Consider the following 13,886-nt stretch of genomic DNA (forward strand, 5'->3'; position numbering starts at 1 on the left):
GGGAAGTCATTGTCCGCGATTGCAGTCGCTGCGCACGAAGTAGGGCACGCCATTCAGTTTCACCGAAATGAACCGATTGCTCGACTACGAAAGCGCTTAACCCCTGCGGCAATAACAGTTGAGCGCGTTGCTATATTTATTTTGATGGCGGCACCTGCCGTCGCTGCGGTGTTGAAGGTGCCTCAAAGTGGCTTGTTGATAGCGGCCGTTGGCGTCATCGCGATGCTCTCTTCTGTTTTCATTCAGTTATTAGTGTTGCCTCTAGAGTTTGACGCTAGCTTTAATAAAGCTTTGCCGATTCTAATTGACGGTGAGTATATTACCGATGATCAAGTTGAGGCGGTTCGAGAAGTGCTTAGAGCGGCTGCATGGACCTATGTCGCTGGTACGCTCGCTAGTTTGTTACGTTTTGGTCGCTGGTGGGCAATCTTACGCGGCGTAACATAAGCCGCCTATTCCTTACCCGTTAATCTCCTAGACTTAATAGCTTCTATAACCGTTTTTGCTACTCGTTCTGATTGCTTGGCGATACAAACGCTTAGTACTCAATTTGCATTGGACTCTCCAATTTAGGTACCAAAAAGTGGCAACGATAGTTAGGATGGAACACATTAATCAAAAAGACAGTTAATAATTAACTGTCTTTTTGATAAGAATTTCTTTGAATAGTTGTTAGGTCTCAGAAAGCACACTGCTAAGTTTTATTTCTAGGTCCCTTGATAATACTGGATTGAATTTAGCTTGGTTAAAGGAGGGAGGGCCAGATTGTCCTTTCGCGTTATTCGAGAAGCCAATGGGTTCGATCGGTACGCCGGCAAAGCCGGTGCTAAGTTGCCCATTGCCGTCTTTGTCGTAGAAAACACTAACCGAATAGAAGTGGTTTTCCATGCCTGACAATTGAAACTGTACCTTGCCGTTTTCATCGACCTCTTGTCGCAAGGACATGAGAGGTTTTCTCAAATGATCAGAACTTGAATCAAACAATGAGAGTATTGCGGAGCCTTGATTAGGCGATGCGCCGCTCACTGTAATATTGACACTAAAGTCTTCTTCTCCGACAGAGTTGAAACTCAAAGCAAGTAAGCCAACAAGGCTGATAAGTTGACGCTTCATAGGCGTTCCTCTTTGTGTGACGCCCTAAGCGTAGTCAAAAAAGAAACAGCGTATGTAACGGTTTGCAACGGCTCGAAATATGGTGAAATAGCTGATTACGCTGGTTTGAACTTTAAGATCGCCGCGATACCAAGCAACACGATCCCAACGATATCAATCAACATGACTTTCTTTAAGGCTGCGTTATATTCACCTCCACCCAGCATAAGTACCAAAAAACCAGCCATGCTGATTAATGCCATCAACATCGCTGCACTCTGATATTTTGGTTCGAAAGCAGCGTATAAGATGAAGCCACCTAGTATCCCGAACAGTAAAGCCCGATGTCGCATAAGAAGTATTAGATCGTTTGATACAAGCTTGATTGCATAGGCATCATTGAGCTTTGCAGCACCCAATAAACCTAATATTGGAGCAAGATTAATGAGCCCTACGAGTACCAAAAGAATAGTGATGGCGTTCATCTGATTTCTCCTATTCCACGGCACTAGCTATGAAGACTGTGTCACCGCTTCAGACTGATCTAACTGATATTCTGGGGCGAGTAAGTAAGCCAGTGCTGCTATCGTGCCGGTCGTACAAACCGCGATGACCCAAGGCATAGGATTGATACCCCGGGCTTTTGCGTCACTAATCATCCAGCTACATATCAAGAAACAGCCAATCACCAAATCGAGCAATATTTGCAGGCTTCCGCTTGATACAAAGCCCGCTTCCCATACACCGAAGTAACCTACTTGGAGCATGACCCAGATGCTAAACACAGAAAAGCTCGTCAGTGTTATCCAGAGAAATGGCTTACGAATTGATGAACGCTGTTGTTTGACTACCGCTGTCGCGCTTGGGTTAGTGGTTTCACTCATAATGGCTTCCTCGTGTTGAAGGTTTGAAAACGCATAATCAGTGTTGGCTAGGTAAAGAATATAAACAATTACCTCAGAGGTAATTGTTAGATGGCCATTCAGTCGTGGTAATCTGAATGCTCAATGAACCCGCATGTTTTTTAAAAATGATGAGATGAGTATGGTGCAAGATGCCTTACCAATGAACCTGAAGCATCATGAACCTTACCCCGCAATTGTTGCAGACAGAAACTGGAATCTGCTGATGGCTAATGACGCGTCTCTGCGTTTAGTTGGCTTGTTGGGAGAGGTCGAAGATGTATGGCAAAAGGTCGATCCGAGCGGTGATAAAAATGTGTATCGCATGACCTTCTCAGAGCATGGAATGCGTCCGTTTATCTCGAATTGGGATGAGATGGCAATGCACATGATGCAGCGATTACAACGTGAGTTGAGTGCAGATCCAGAGAATGACTATCTAGCAGCCTTGCATAAGGAAATTGCTGCCGATTTTCATTACGAAGATAAAATAGGGCTGCTCGGAAATCCCACTCCGATTGCTCCGATTTTACCAATGCACATGACCGTTGGTGACGTGACGCTTAAAACCTTTAGCATGATCTCATCTTTTGGTACTGCACAAGATATCACCGCTGAAGAGATTAAGGTTGAAACCTTTTTTCCTGCTGATGCATTTACCGGGGTGTTCTTTCAGCGATTGGCTGAGAATGGATAAAATCAAGTTGATAGTAGTTTATGGAGAGTCTCAATGATTTCCTGCCAACAATACGATTACATTGAAATTGCTTGTACTTATAAATTACGCGTTCAGTTGTTTCTCAAGGATGCAGAAGTGGTGGAGGGCGTTGTGGTCGATACCGCTTATGATCAGCACCGAAATGAATGCGTGAAGTTGCGTATGGAAACGCAAGAAAACCTTGTAATTTTAGACACTGTGAAACGCATGAGGGCTCTGGATGAAAACCCTCACTTTCATGAAGTTGAGTTTGCTTAGACGAACTTTGCCATTCGAGTTACTAGAATAGCCTCTAGCGCAGTGCGTATTTTGTCTTGGATCGGGACAGGCTTGCCGCTTTCTCTATCGACAAAGACGTGGATGAATTGGCCATTTGCGGCTGCTTGATTTTCTTTTTCGCGGAAAATAGCAATTCCATAAGTTACGGAGCTGGTGCCTAGCTTGTCGACACGTAAGCCAGCTTCAATCTTTTCTGGATATGCGATCGCACTGTGGTAGTTACAGTGCGAGTTAACGACATAGGCGATCGTTGATCCATTGTGAATATCTAGACCGCCTTCCTCGATAAGATATGCATTTGCGGCACTATCGAAATAGCTGTAGTACACCACGTTATTCACGTGGCCATAAAGATCATTGTCGCGCCAGCGCGTAGTGATCGGGTGAAAGGATTTATAGTTCTGCCTAACTTCTGTTTCTTTATTTGCCACTGGTATGACGTCCTTAATAATTAAAATGCTGCGTGATAGATGGTTAAAGCATCTTCATAGCTTACGTCTCGCGGATTATTGACGAGTAATCGGGTTTGTAGCATCGCGTCTTTGGCTAACGTAGGTAAGAAAGATTCTTCAATATTCATCTCGCGCAATGTCGATGGTAGTCCCAGATCTTTAATTAAGTTCTCAATTTGATCAATCCATTGCTCGCAAATATCTTGGTTCGTCCCCGTAAAACTTTGATCAGGAAACATGACCGGAGCGAGTTGCGCGTATTGCTCTGCTGCTGAGTCGACGTTGAAGCGCAGCACGTACGGCAACACTAAGGAATTACTTAATCCGTGTGGAATATGAAAATGTCCACCCAATGGGTATGCGAGTGCATGTACCGCTGCGACGGGCGAGTTAGCAAATGCTTGTCCTGCATAGAGCGCCCCAAGTAACATTTTTTCGCGCGCTTCTAGTACATGGCCATGATGCGTTGCAGTAAAAATATTAGCAGTCAGCAGGCTAAGTGCTTCGCGGGCTAGCATATCTGAGATAGGGTTCTTTTTATGAACGCTGGTGTACGCTTCGATTGCATGTACCATGGCATCGACCCCCGTTGCGGCAGTCACGTGAGGGGGTAAACCGATTGTTAGATTGGCATCAAGCAAGGCTAGGTCGGGTAAGAAAATAGGCGATACCGCGCCCATTTTCGTTGTATCGCCTGTTGTAACGATGGCAACCGGCGTGACTTCAGAGCCCGTGCCTGCAGTTGTAGGAATTTGGATTAGTGGAAGTCGTATTCCTTTGGCATTTCCAACGCCGTAAATATCGTCAAGGCTTTGTGTACATTGAGGATGTGCTAATAATGCGATGAGCTTTGCAACGTCCATGGAGCTCCCGCCCCCAAAGCCAATAATGACATCAACGGATAGTTTTTTAGCCTGTTCTATGGCTCTTAGTACGACTTCTTCTGCGGGGTCTGGTTCTACTTCGCTGAAAAGGGTGTAAGAGATCTTGTTTTGTTCAAAACTCGCTATAGCTTTATCGAGCAAACCAAGTCGTTTGATGTCGAAATCTGTAACGATCATTACATGGTTATAGCCATGCTCGACACAGAGTTCACCTAGGTTGTCTGTTAGGCCGTTACCACACCTAATGTGCTGGCTAGTGGAAAAAGTAAAGCTGTTCAAATTGGCTCTCCGGTCGTTTGCTATGTTTGTTTTGCGGGAAGCTCGTCGTCTATTGATTGTCTTGGTGCGTATCCTCCATATCCTACAACAAGTCGTTCGTTATAAAGTATTGATCTGAAAAAATAATAGGAGCAACGCGCATGTATAAAACAATCAGTTATGTCATAGATGCTGACGGCATTTTAACGATTACTCTAAATCGTCCAGAGCAAATGAATTCATTTACCGTTGAGATGAGTGGTGAGCTTCGCGAAGCATTTATTCAGGCTGATGGGGATGATTCAGTGAAGGTGGTCGTTGTGACGGGGGCTGGCAAAGCTTTTTGCGCAGGTATGGATTTATCGGCGGACGGTAATGTATTCGGTCTTAATGAAGCGATACAACCTACTTTAGATGATATGAATGACCGTCTTGATGCCCCTGAGATTCATGACGGTATTCGTGATGAGGGTGGCAAGTTAACGCTCGAAATTTATAAATGTCGTAAGCCGATTATTGCTGCAATTAACGGTGCCGCGGTTGGTATTGGTGCCACAATGACTTGCGCAATGGACATTCGTCTCGCGTCCGAAAAAGCGCGGATTGGATTTGTGTTTAACAAGATAGGCATCGTTCCTGAAGCATGCTCCTCTTGGTTCTTGCCCCGTATTGTCGGTTTACCAAAATCATTAGAACTTTGCTTTACCGGTGACATTATTGATGGTGCTGAGGCAAAAGATATTGGATTTGTGACGAATGTATTGCCAGCTGAAGAGTTGCTTAATGAGGCTTATGCTCTAGCTCGTCGAATTGCTAAGCATAGTCCTGTTGCGCTAGCGCTTACTCGCCAGATGCTGTATCGAAATTCGGCAAAAGGACATCCTTTAGAAGCACATAAAATTGATTCTCTAGGGATGTTTTACCAAAGTATTGCTGACGGTAAAGAGGGCGTTAGTGCTTTCTTAGAAAAGCGGCCTGCTGAATATAAACAGAAATGCTCTACGGATATGCCAAGTTTTTATCCGTGGGAATATTGATTTGGCTTGCATTTAGTTGAACAAAAACTGCATTGGTTTCGACGTATTATGGCCGCTCTCATGACCCTGATTGTCTAAGTTTATCTAAGAGCATATTGATCTGACCGCGAAGCCAAGAATGTGCCTGATTATTGCGTTTGTCTCGGTGATAGATCATATATGCTTTGATTTTATTGGTCTCGAAGGGGAGCTCATAAGTTTCGAGTGGAAGCGTTTGTTGTGCATTTGCGGCAACTCTTCGTGGCACTGTACATAAGCAGTTAGTGCGTGCCGCGATAGCTGGCAGGCTCATCAATGAGCTCGCGCGTATTTTGATATCTCGTTGTATCTGTTTTTTGCCAAGAATAATTTCGGTTGGGCTGCCTTTATCACTACGCGGATGTAATGCGACATGTGGTGTAGATCGATATATCTCGGCTGTCATGATTTCATCCGTAATGTACGGGTTTCCCTTGCGTGCCATCACGACAAGATCTTCTTCAAATACATGTTCACAAATGAGTTCTTTGCTTTTGGGCTGTATGTAATCGATCGCAATATCTAGCTCTTTTAAGCGAATACGTTCCGTTAGGCTTGCGATTGAGTCGGCTTCAGGGTGAAGGTCAAAACAGATATTTGGTGCAACTTGTTCTAGATACTGAAAGAAAGCCGGGAATACGATGGATTCTGCGTATTCATTGGCTGCTATGGCGAAGGTGTTAGAAGCTGTTTTGGGGTCGAATTCTGCTTCAGGTTGAACTTGCTGCTGAATAGCAAATAAGGCATCACGTATCGGTTGTTTTAGTTCTAATGCTTTCGGTGTGGGACGCATGCCGCCGCGTGTTTTGACGTAAAGATCATCATTAAAAATTCCACGTAAGCGTGTTAATGCATTACTAACAGCCGGTTGGCTCATATGCAGCTTTTGCGCTGCGTTAGTGATGTGAGGGTCTTCTGCTAATACATCTAATACTACTAATAGGTTTAGATCTATCCCACGTAAATGACGTTGCATATCTTGTGCACCTTGAATCTTGATTATCTATATTTCATATAACCTAAATATTATAAATCCATTAGATCAATAACAAGGCCTTGCTTATCATTATGTTTAATTGGTGACAGTTCATTCGATCCTGATTATGGGATCAATGCAGGAAATAAGCGTAGGAAAGACTTATGGAAACGATAGTAACGAGCATTTTTTTAGTGTTGTTCATTATTTATGAGTGGGCAACGGGCAACTATAAAAAAGGAATTCTGAGTAAAACTGATTATAAGATGATTGCTATTTGCGCGGGGGCTATTGCCTTGATACAACGTCCATTAGTCATGTTAATGGTATTTGGTCTGGCAGGGTTTTGGATGGCGCCTTTAGCGGGATCGTTATCCTTTTTAGATGAACAATATTTTTGGCCAACATTGCTAGCATTCATCATGCTAGAAGAGTTTTTTCATGGTCTGGGCCATTGGTTTGCGCATAGTCGAACACCTAAAACTCGACCAATGCAGTTCCTGCATAAGCTGTTTCGTACCGCACACCGTCCACATCACTTGATCGGCAATGACGATGAGAAAGCTCGTTTAACTGTCGGGCAAAACTTTGTTGAAGGTTGGACATACTGGTTCGTCATGCCAAACATTTGGTTTAGTTTTATTGCCTTGTATTTAGGGTTAACAGAAGTGTTTGTGTACGGCATGATCTTTAAAGGCGTTTGGACGCTACATGTTCATACAAACTGGCAATATGATCTGTATTTCTTGAATCATAAGAATCCTATCGTACGCAAAATTGCTTACGCATTAGCACATGTATTTACTTTTCCGAATCAGCATCACCACCACCATGCACGCGGGCGTAACTCTGGTAAGAATTTGCAAAACGTTTTGTCGCTGTATGACTGGTTGTTCTGGGGAACACGTGTGATCGAGCTTGAGCCGCCAAAGCGGTATGGCTGGCGTCAAACAGAAGAAGAGAAAAATTCAGCCTTATATCGTTTCTCTGGAACTCTACGTTAAGCCTTGTGGTAAACGATAAAACCCGCTCATTGAGCGGGTTTTTTTATGTCTGCGTATTTTTGAACGGGGCATAGCTTCCTCAATAACAATCTCTCATCAAAACAAAATCTGTAACATTTTTGGGCTTGCCAGTAATTAAATTTAAACTATATACTGTATGTATATACAGGTTCTTAGTAATGAGTGATTTAATTAATTTAGTCGATGTTTTGCAGCAAAAACGATTGCTATGGCAAGGGCGTGAGCAACCATCAAGCCCCGTATTGGCTTCGTCTGGCTATGCCGTTTTTGATGAGAAATTAGCAGGCGGGTTTCCTGAAACAGGGGTCGTGAGTATTGAAAGTCAGGTAGGCATTGGTGAATTAAGGTTTCTTTCATCAAGGATATTAAAGGAGCAGAGCAAGAATAATGACACGCGTTTATTGGTTTTTATCAATCCCCCTGGCGTGTTATGCGCTGAGTTTTTTCATCATCAAAATTTTGATGTGAGTAAGATCTTATTGATCCAACCTAAGCAAAAAAATGATGCACTTTGGGCCGCAGAACAATGCTTAAAGAGTGGTGCTTGTGATGCTGTGTTGTTATGGCAAAACCAATTTGAAGTGCATCAAATAAAGCGTTTACAGCTGGCGTGTGAAGAAGGAAAGAGTTTGCAGTTTTTAATGCAGACGAAGGCGCAAAGTGGTCTGTCGCTACCGGTGTCATTAAGCATGTGTTTGACTGCAAGCCCGCAAGGTTTAAACGTAAGAATCAATAAACGTAAGGGAGCTTGGGACTTACCTGCGTTTACCTTAGATATGTCTCAATATTGGCCTACGTTTTCTCTGACACAACAAAAGCCTGCTTCTAACGTCATCCGTTTTCCGCAAACGCAACATCGCCAAGGCTTGTAAAAGGTGTTGTATGTCTCTGTGGATATATCTTCATTTTCCGGCCTTACAGCTTAACGCGCTCCAGTCTTCACCGAATGGTGATGCACTTAATACATCGCAAGGCATGATTGTGGTGGAGGGACGTAAAAACGAAATCATTCAGATGAACCAACGTGCCTCAGAGAATGGCGTCTGTTTAGGAATGGGGCTCGCGACAGCTGCGTCTATGTGTGAAGGGCTGTATGTCATTGAATATGATTCGGCACTTGAATCGGAAAAGCTTAAAGAGATTGCGCATTGGCTGTATATGGTGACGGCTAATATTAGCTTGGTGCCTCCGAATGGCATTCTGTTGCAAGCGAGTAACATGTTAACGCTTTACGATGGTCTAGCTAACTACTGGCAAGCTTTGGTTGATCAGCTCAAACATTTACCGTTTGAGTATTCCTTTGCTTCAGGGTTTTCCCCTTTTGCGGCACGCATGTTAGCCGGGAAAAGCTTTAATCAAATTTCTCAGTCTGAGCGTGCTTTATTTCAGGCAGTAAAGCAGTGTGATTTGTCAGAAACCGAGTTGAGCTCAAAACATATTACAACCTTAAATCGGGTAGGTGTTCATAGCATTGCGGATCTGCTACGTATTCCTTTGCCTGATATTGCTAAACGTTTTGGGTCTGATTTGGTGAATTATGTGGGGCGACTAACTGGGCTGTTTCATCATGTGATCGATTTTTACCATCCACCTAAGCAGTTTCAGCGAAGGTTCGATTTGTTATTTGAAATTATCAATCTGAAACTCTTGGAAAAGCCTTTACTCAAGCTACTCGCATTGCTCGAAAGCTTCTTAATAATGCGTGATCAATATGCGCATGAGCTGCAACTAGAGCTGTACTTGCGCGATGGCAATACTTCTACAGTGTTAGTGACTTCTGCTGCCGGTGAATACCAAAGTAAGGCTTGGTTGAGTTTATTCGTATTGAAACTTGAGTCCATGAAAGTGGCTTCTCCAGTGATACGTATTAGTTTGAGTGCTGTTCGTGTGGCGGCTAAGCAAGGCGAGGTCAGTGATTTATTTGATGGTAAGCAGGGGGCTTTATCGCCTTTAGAGCTTTTGTCTGTGCTGCAAGCTAAACTAGGTAATGAGTCTGTGAAAGGCATACAGGTGACGGAGGACCCACGGCCGCATCTTAGCTCTGCATTGTGCACACCATTGGAAAAAGCACCGTCGACGGTTCAGCCTGATCAAAGCTTGTTACGACCAAGTATTCTTCTGCCACGCCCGAAACCTTTGCGTGAAAAGGTCGCCATCATTAAAGGGCCTGAGCGTTTGTCTACTGGGTGGTGGGATGGTCAGGCAATGATTCGAGATTACTTTATTGCGCGAGCTGAGAACGGACGTTGGTTATGGGTATATCGAACGCCTAAACAGCAGTGGTTTTTGCATGGGATGTTTAGCTGATGTACGGACGATATGCGGAGCTGTTTTGCCAGAGCAATTTTTCTTTTCTTGAGGGTGCATCACATCCTGAAGAGCTCGTGATGCAAGCGAATTTTTTGAATTATGACGCGATCGCTATCACTGATGAGTGCTCGGTTGCTGGTGTTGTACGCGCGTTTACTGCCATCAAACAACATAAATTAAATGTGCAATTAATTGTGGGCAGTTTGTTGCGATTAGATGATAGCTTGAGTCTTGTTTTGTTATGTCCGAATCGTTTGGCATATGCAGAGCTATGTCGTTTGATTACTAATGCTAGACGACGTGCACATAAAGGAAGCTATGAATTATCTGAGTGGGATTTGATGTCTATCAAACACTGCTTTGCGATTTGGCTGCCGAAGGGAAATGATCATGACGCACATTGGGGAGCATGGTTAAAGAAATATTATCCTGAGCGTCTCTGGGTGGGTGTTCAGCGTCATTTGCAGCACAACGATAAAGATTATACACAGCACTGTCGTGCACTCGCTGAACACTTCCATATTCCGATTACAGCGTGCGGAGGAGTGCTCATGCATTCTGCTACGCGCTTGCCTTTACAGCACACTCTCACAGCGATTTGTCATGGCATAAGCCTGCAAGAGTCAGGGCATTTGTTGTTAAAAAATACGGAGCGTTCTTTGCGCTCTAAGAAAAAACTCAATGCCATTTTTGATGAAGCTCTGCTATATGAAAGCGTGCTGATTGCTCAGCATTGTGTGTTTGATATGGCGGAGCTGCGTTATGAGTATCCACACGAGTTAGTTCCTAAAAATGAGACGCCAATGTCTTATCTGCGAAAACTCGTCGATAAAGGTATCGCATTTCGATTTCCTGAGGGCATTAGTGACGAGATTCAGGCGATTATCGACAAAGAGCTTAAGTTGATAGAAGAGCTGAATTATCCGTTCTTTTTTCTAACGATTCATGACGTGGTGATGTTCGCTAAGCGACAAGGGATTTTGTATCAAGGGCGTGGTTCATCCGCGAATTCGGTTGTGTGTTATTGCCTTGAGATTACCTCGGTTGATCCAAGCCAAATATCTGTACTGTTTGAACGATTCATTAGTAAAGAGCGGGATGAACCACCAGATATCGATGTTGATTTTGAGCACGAACGGCGTGAAGAAATCATTCAATATATTTATCAAAAATATGGTCGAGAGCGCGCTGCACTAGCCGCAACAGTGATTAGTTATAGATTCAAAAGCGCCGTTCGAGATGTTGGGAAAGCGCTAGGCATCGCTGAAACACAGTTGGATTTTTTTATTAAAAATGTCAATCGGCGTGATCGCTCTTTGGGCTGGCAGGCGCAAATTATTGAACTAGGCCTACAGCCCGACTCTTTAAAGGGAAAACAATTCATTCAGCTGGTCAATGATATTGTTGGTTTTCCTCGTCATTTATCACAGCACGTTGGTGGCTTTGTCATTTCCTCTGGCCCCTTATATGAATTGGTTCCAGTTGAAAATGCCAGTATGGCAGAACGTACAGTGATTCAATGGGACAAAGACGATTTAGAAAGTTTAGGCTTGCTGAAGGTCGATGTGCTTGCGTTAGGCATGCTAACAGCGATTAGAAAGTCATTTGACTTGATACACCATTACTATGGTCGTCGTTTGAGTTTGGCAGATTTAACACGCATGCAAGACGATCCAAATGTTTATGCCATGATCCAAAATGCAGATACGGTTGGTGTGTTTCAAATAGAGTCTCGTGCACAAATGAGTATGTTGCCGCGCTTAAAGCCTAAAACCTATTACGACTTGGTGATTCAAATTGCAATTGTTCGTCCGGGGCCGATACAGGGCGATATGGTGCACCCTTTTTTAAAGCGTAGAAACGGCGAAGAGCCTATTGAATATCCCTCCGATGCTGTGAAAGAAGTATTGGCGCGCACACTGGGAGTGCCGATATTTCAGGAGCAGGTCATCAAGCTTGCCATGGTCGCAGCAGGTTTCACTGGTGGTGAGGCTGATCAATTGCGTCGCGCGATGGCAGCTTGGAAGAAGACTGGGGAGTTATTTCAGTTCAAGAATAAGCTGATAAAAGGAATGTTAGAGCGTGGCTACGAGTTGAGCTTTGCTGAGAAAATTTTTGAGCAAATTTGTGGTTTTGGTGAATACGGTTTTCCTGAGAGTCATTCTGCCTCGTTTGCGGTGCTGGCCTACGCATCTGCATGGCTGAAATACTATTATCCTGAGGCGTTTTATACCGCACTGCTAAATAGTTTGCCCATGGGCTTTTACAGTGCTTCGCAATTGGTACAAGACGCGCAACGTCATCATGTTTCTATACAGCCTGTATGCATTAATCGATCGATGATTGATCATGATCTACAAGGTGAAAACGCGAAAGTTATTCGCTTGGGCTTTCGTTTAGTAAAAGGGTTAAGCGTCGAAGGGCAAAACTTACTTGTTCGTGAGCGACCGCCCTTAGGTTTTAAATCTGTGAGCGAAGTGAAAGCGATCGGTCTATCTCGAAGAGATTTAGAGTCTTTGGCTTCTGCAGATGCGTTTAGATGTTTATCGGATAATCGTTATGAAACACGTTGGCAATTAATGAACCCTGAAAGTTCATTGCCATTTATGTCGAGCACCGTTGCAGAGGAGCCGATAGGTGATTTCAGGTTTAAGCCAAAGGATATTGAAAATCTCACGGAAGACTATGCCTCATTAGGCTTATCTCTCGATCATCATCCGATAACCTTAATGGAAAAAGCGAACCTACTGGGAAACTTTGTGCGATCGAATCAGCTTAGCCGTGTTGAGCATAAAAGTTTTGTGGATGTCGTTGGCTTGGTGACTGGCAGGCAATCACCAGGTACCGCTTCAGGGGTTACATTTATGACCCTAGAGGATGATACCGGGAATATAAATGTTGTTGTTTGGGCTGGCACCGCCAGAGCGCAAAAGCAGCCTTTTTTGATGGCGAAGGTGCTCAAAATTAAAGGGATTCTCGAGCGAGAAGGGGATGTTGTGCATGTTATTGCAGGTAAATTGACTGACATGACGCAGCATCTTAGTCAGCTTCGTGTTTCATCGAGAGACTTTCATTAGTTGGAAGATAAGTTAAGCTTATTTTTAGATAAGAAAAATAAGCTTTTTTATTCCTAATGAATGAAGTTTACTTACCTTTCAGTGCAATATTTTAGTATTTACTGACTAGGTAAGGATAAATATATGTTCTTCAGTTATAAAATCCTTACTTAGAAAGAATAACAAAAACAATATTATATGAGTTGGTGCTGTACGTTGGCTAAAAGAGGATTGCAGACGTCGAGATTTGAGCGGCGGTTGCTTCCGCCGTTAGACAATTGCAGATCTTGGCACTGAACCATTCTCGATGCCTACTTCAAGAAGAAAGGAGACCTTGGGTTCGGAGCTATCATAACTTGGGTTTAGTACGAAGATACAACAAAGCCGATGAAATTGTAGGCTTTGTTTTGATTTCCTCATGGCCAGAAGTAAAAGTTCAGATAAGGGGTGTACGACGTCTATGGCCCGAACTTAACGGCCCTTTCGCACTTGTAGTTTCCTTTGTTCAATTCAAGATGAAAGAAGACATTATTAATCGCTCTGCTAAATGACATTTAAATTCTTATTCAAATGCAAAGCACTAATTGCTAGTCTGACAACACCTTCGTTGCAACGAATAAGTTATACTCCTGAACTGATAATAAGTTTTGGATAGTCCTTGCTCAAAAGAGACTTTTAAAATATCCAGTAACTAAATATTAGTTCCAATGAGCATGCCCTCAGCTTTCAATAAATAAAACTATTCTAAGTAACTTTAATAAAGCAACGATTGCGCTACTGGTCTTTCATAACATTCGGTTAATAACGAGAAACAGCTAGGCTCTAGTTTGCAAACGCGAGAAGAAACGTGAAAATTTCGCAAAAAACTTGATACAGTTT

14 protein-coding genes are annotated in these 13,886 nt (G+C 43.4%); 8 read left to right on the plus strand and 6 right to left on the minus strand.

The annotated features are described in order from the left end of the window. The coding region (locus A3738_RS04965; protein WP_197473601.1) for a zinc metallopeptidase at window positions 1–447 on the plus strand (447 nt) is incomplete at its 5' end. A gap of 225 nt (window positions 448–672) precedes the next feature. Here A3738_RS04965 and A3738_RS04970 read toward each other — a convergent pair. The 3 genes from A3738_RS04970 to A3738_RS04980 all read right to left on the minus strand — a co-directional run bounded on the left by A3738_RS04970 (window position 673) and on the right by A3738_RS04980 (window position 1,976). After that, the gene (locus tag A3738_RS04970; RefSeq protein WP_068475432.1) at window positions 673–1,113 is read right to left on the minus strand and encodes a DUF2141 domain-containing protein; all 441 of its coding nucleotides are present in this window, start codon (window positions 1,111–1,113) and stop codon (window positions 673–675) included. A 95-nt stretch (window positions 1,114–1,208) separates the two neighbouring features. Next, entirely contained in the window at window positions 1,209–1,577 is a 369-nt protein-coding gene (locus A3738_RS04975; RefSeq protein ID WP_068480615.1) for a hypothetical protein, read from the minus strand. 27 nt (window positions 1,578–1,604) lie between these two features. Further along, entirely contained in the window at window positions 1,605–1,976 is a 372-nt protein-coding gene (locus A3738_RS04980) for a hypothetical protein (protein ID WP_082878345.1), read from the minus strand. A gap of 133 nt (window positions 1,977–2,109) precedes the next feature. Here A3738_RS04980 and A3738_RS04985 point away from each other — a divergent pair, with 133 nt between their 5' ends. Next, entirely contained in the window at window positions 2,110–2,691 is a 582-nt protein-coding gene (locus tag A3738_RS04985) for a hypothetical protein (protein ID WP_068475193.1), read from the plus strand. Between the two features lie 33 nt (window positions 2,692–2,724). Next, the gene (locus tag A3738_RS04990) at window positions 2,725–2,970 is read left to right on the plus strand and encodes a Rho-binding antiterminator (protein WP_068480618.1); all 246 of its coding nucleotides are present in this window, start codon (window positions 2,725–2,727) and stop codon (window positions 2,968–2,970) included. Here A3738_RS04990 and A3738_RS04995 read toward each other — a convergent pair. Both A3738_RS04995 and A3738_RS05000 read right to left on the minus strand, forming a co-directional pair. Continuing rightward, window positions 2,967–3,422, minus strand: a complete 456-nt coding sequence (locus tag A3738_RS04995; RefSeq protein ID WP_068480621.1) for a thioesterase family protein — start codon at window positions 3,420–3,422, stop codon at window positions 2,967–2,969. The two genes, A3738_RS04990 and A3738_RS04995, sit on opposite strands and share 4 nt — an antisense overlap. Before the next feature lie 20 nt (window positions 3,423–3,442). After that, window positions 3,443–4,606 (minus strand): iron-containing alcohol dehydrogenase, encoded by a 1,164-nt coding sequence (locus A3738_RS05000; RefSeq protein WP_068480624.1) that lies wholly within the window; start codon window positions 4,604–4,606, stop codon window positions 3,443–3,445. Window positions 4,607–4,746: 140 nt separating this feature from the next. Here A3738_RS05000 and A3738_RS05005 point away from each other — a divergent pair, with 140 nt between their 5' ends. Next, entirely contained in the window at window positions 4,747–5,622 is an 876-nt protein-coding gene (locus A3738_RS05005; protein WP_068480626.1) for a crotonase/enoyl-CoA hydratase family protein, read from the plus strand. A 58-nt stretch (window positions 5,623–5,680) separates the two neighbouring features. Here the strand turns inward: A3738_RS05005 and A3738_RS05010 are convergent, their stop codons facing one another. Beyond that, window positions 5,681–6,616: a LysR family transcriptional regulator gene (locus tag A3738_RS05010; RefSeq protein ID WP_068480629.1), complete on the minus strand. Its 936-nt coding sequence runs from the start codon at window positions 6,614–6,616 to the stop codon at window positions 5,681–5,683. 164 nt (window positions 6,617–6,780) lie between these two features. Between A3738_RS05010 and A3738_RS05015 the strand changes: the two genes are divergently transcribed. The 4 genes from A3738_RS05015 (at window position 6,781) to A3738_RS05030 (ending at window position 13,028) form a co-directional block, all read left to right on the plus strand. Then, complete coding sequence (locus tag A3738_RS05015; protein ID WP_068501177.1) at window positions 6,781–7,620, plus strand: sterol desaturase family protein; 840 nt, start codon at window positions 6,781–6,783, stop codon at window positions 7,618–7,620. 179 nt (window positions 7,621–7,799) lie between these two features. Further along, a complete protein-coding gene (imuA, locus tag A3738_RS05020) occupies window positions 7,800–8,513 on the plus strand; it encodes a translesion DNA synthesis-associated protein ImuA (protein ID WP_068480635.1) in 714 nt (237 codons plus the stop codon). 10 nt (window positions 8,514–8,523) lie between these two features. Beyond that, a complete protein-coding gene (locus A3738_RS05025; protein ID WP_068480639.1) occupies window positions 8,524–9,948 on the plus strand; it encodes a DNA polymerase Y family protein in 1,425 nt (474 codons plus the stop codon). Further along, complete coding sequence (locus tag A3738_RS05030; protein ID WP_068480641.1) at window positions 9,948–13,028, plus strand: error-prone DNA polymerase; 3,081 nt, start codon at window positions 9,948–9,950, stop codon at window positions 13,026–13,028. Before A3738_RS05025 ends, A3738_RS05030 begins: the two co-directional genes overlap by 1 nt. Window positions 13,029–13,886: the final 858 nt, after the last annotated feature.

The organism is Oleiphilus sp. HI0066, from assembly GCF_001635725.1.

What these genes read in the sequence shown, in the direction of transcription:
- A3738_RS05015 (WP_068501177.1), top strand. Translation starts at nt 6,781, where the DNA reads ATGGAAACGATAGTAACGAGCATTTTTTTAGTGTTGTTCATTATTTAT.
- A3738_RS04985 (WP_068475193.1), top strand. Translation starts at nt 2,110, where the DNA reads ATGTTTTTTAAAAATGATGAGATGAGTATGGTGCAAGATGCCTTACCA.
- A3738_RS04975 (WP_068480615.1), bottom strand. Translation starts at nt 1,577, where the DNA reads ATGAACGCCATCACTATTCTTTTGGTACTCGTAGGGCTCATTAATCTT.
- A3738_RS05025 (WP_068480639.1), top strand. Translation starts at nt 8,524, where the DNA reads ATGTCTCTGTGGATATATCTTCATTTTCCGGCCTTACAGCTTAACGCG.
- A3738_RS05030 (WP_068480641.1), top strand. Translation starts at nt 9,948, where the DNA reads ATGTACGGACGATATGCGGAGCTGTTTTGCCAGAGCAATTTTTCTTTT.
- A3738_RS05010 (WP_068480629.1), bottom strand. Translation starts at nt 6,616, where the DNA reads ATGCAACGTCATTTACGTGGGATAGATCTAAACCTATTAGTAGTATTA.
- A3738_RS04970 (WP_068475432.1), bottom strand. Translation starts at nt 1,113, where the DNA reads ATGAAGCGTCAACTTATCAGCCTTGTTGGCTTACTTGCTTTGAGTTTC.
- A3738_RS04980 (WP_082878345.1), bottom strand. Translation starts at nt 1,976, where the DNA reads ATGAGTGAAACCACTAACCCAAGCGCGACAGCGGTAGTCAAACAACAG.
- imuA (WP_068480635.1), top strand. Translation starts at nt 7,800, where the DNA reads ATGAGTGATTTAATTAATTTAGTCGATGTTTTGCAGCAAAAACGATTG.
- A3738_RS05005 (WP_068480626.1), top strand. Translation starts at nt 4,747, where the DNA reads ATGTATAAAACAATCAGTTATGTCATAGATGCTGACGGCATTTTAACG.
- A3738_RS04990 (WP_068480618.1), top strand. Translation starts at nt 2,725, where the DNA reads ATGATTTCCTGCCAACAATACGATTACATTGAAATTGCTTGTACTTAT.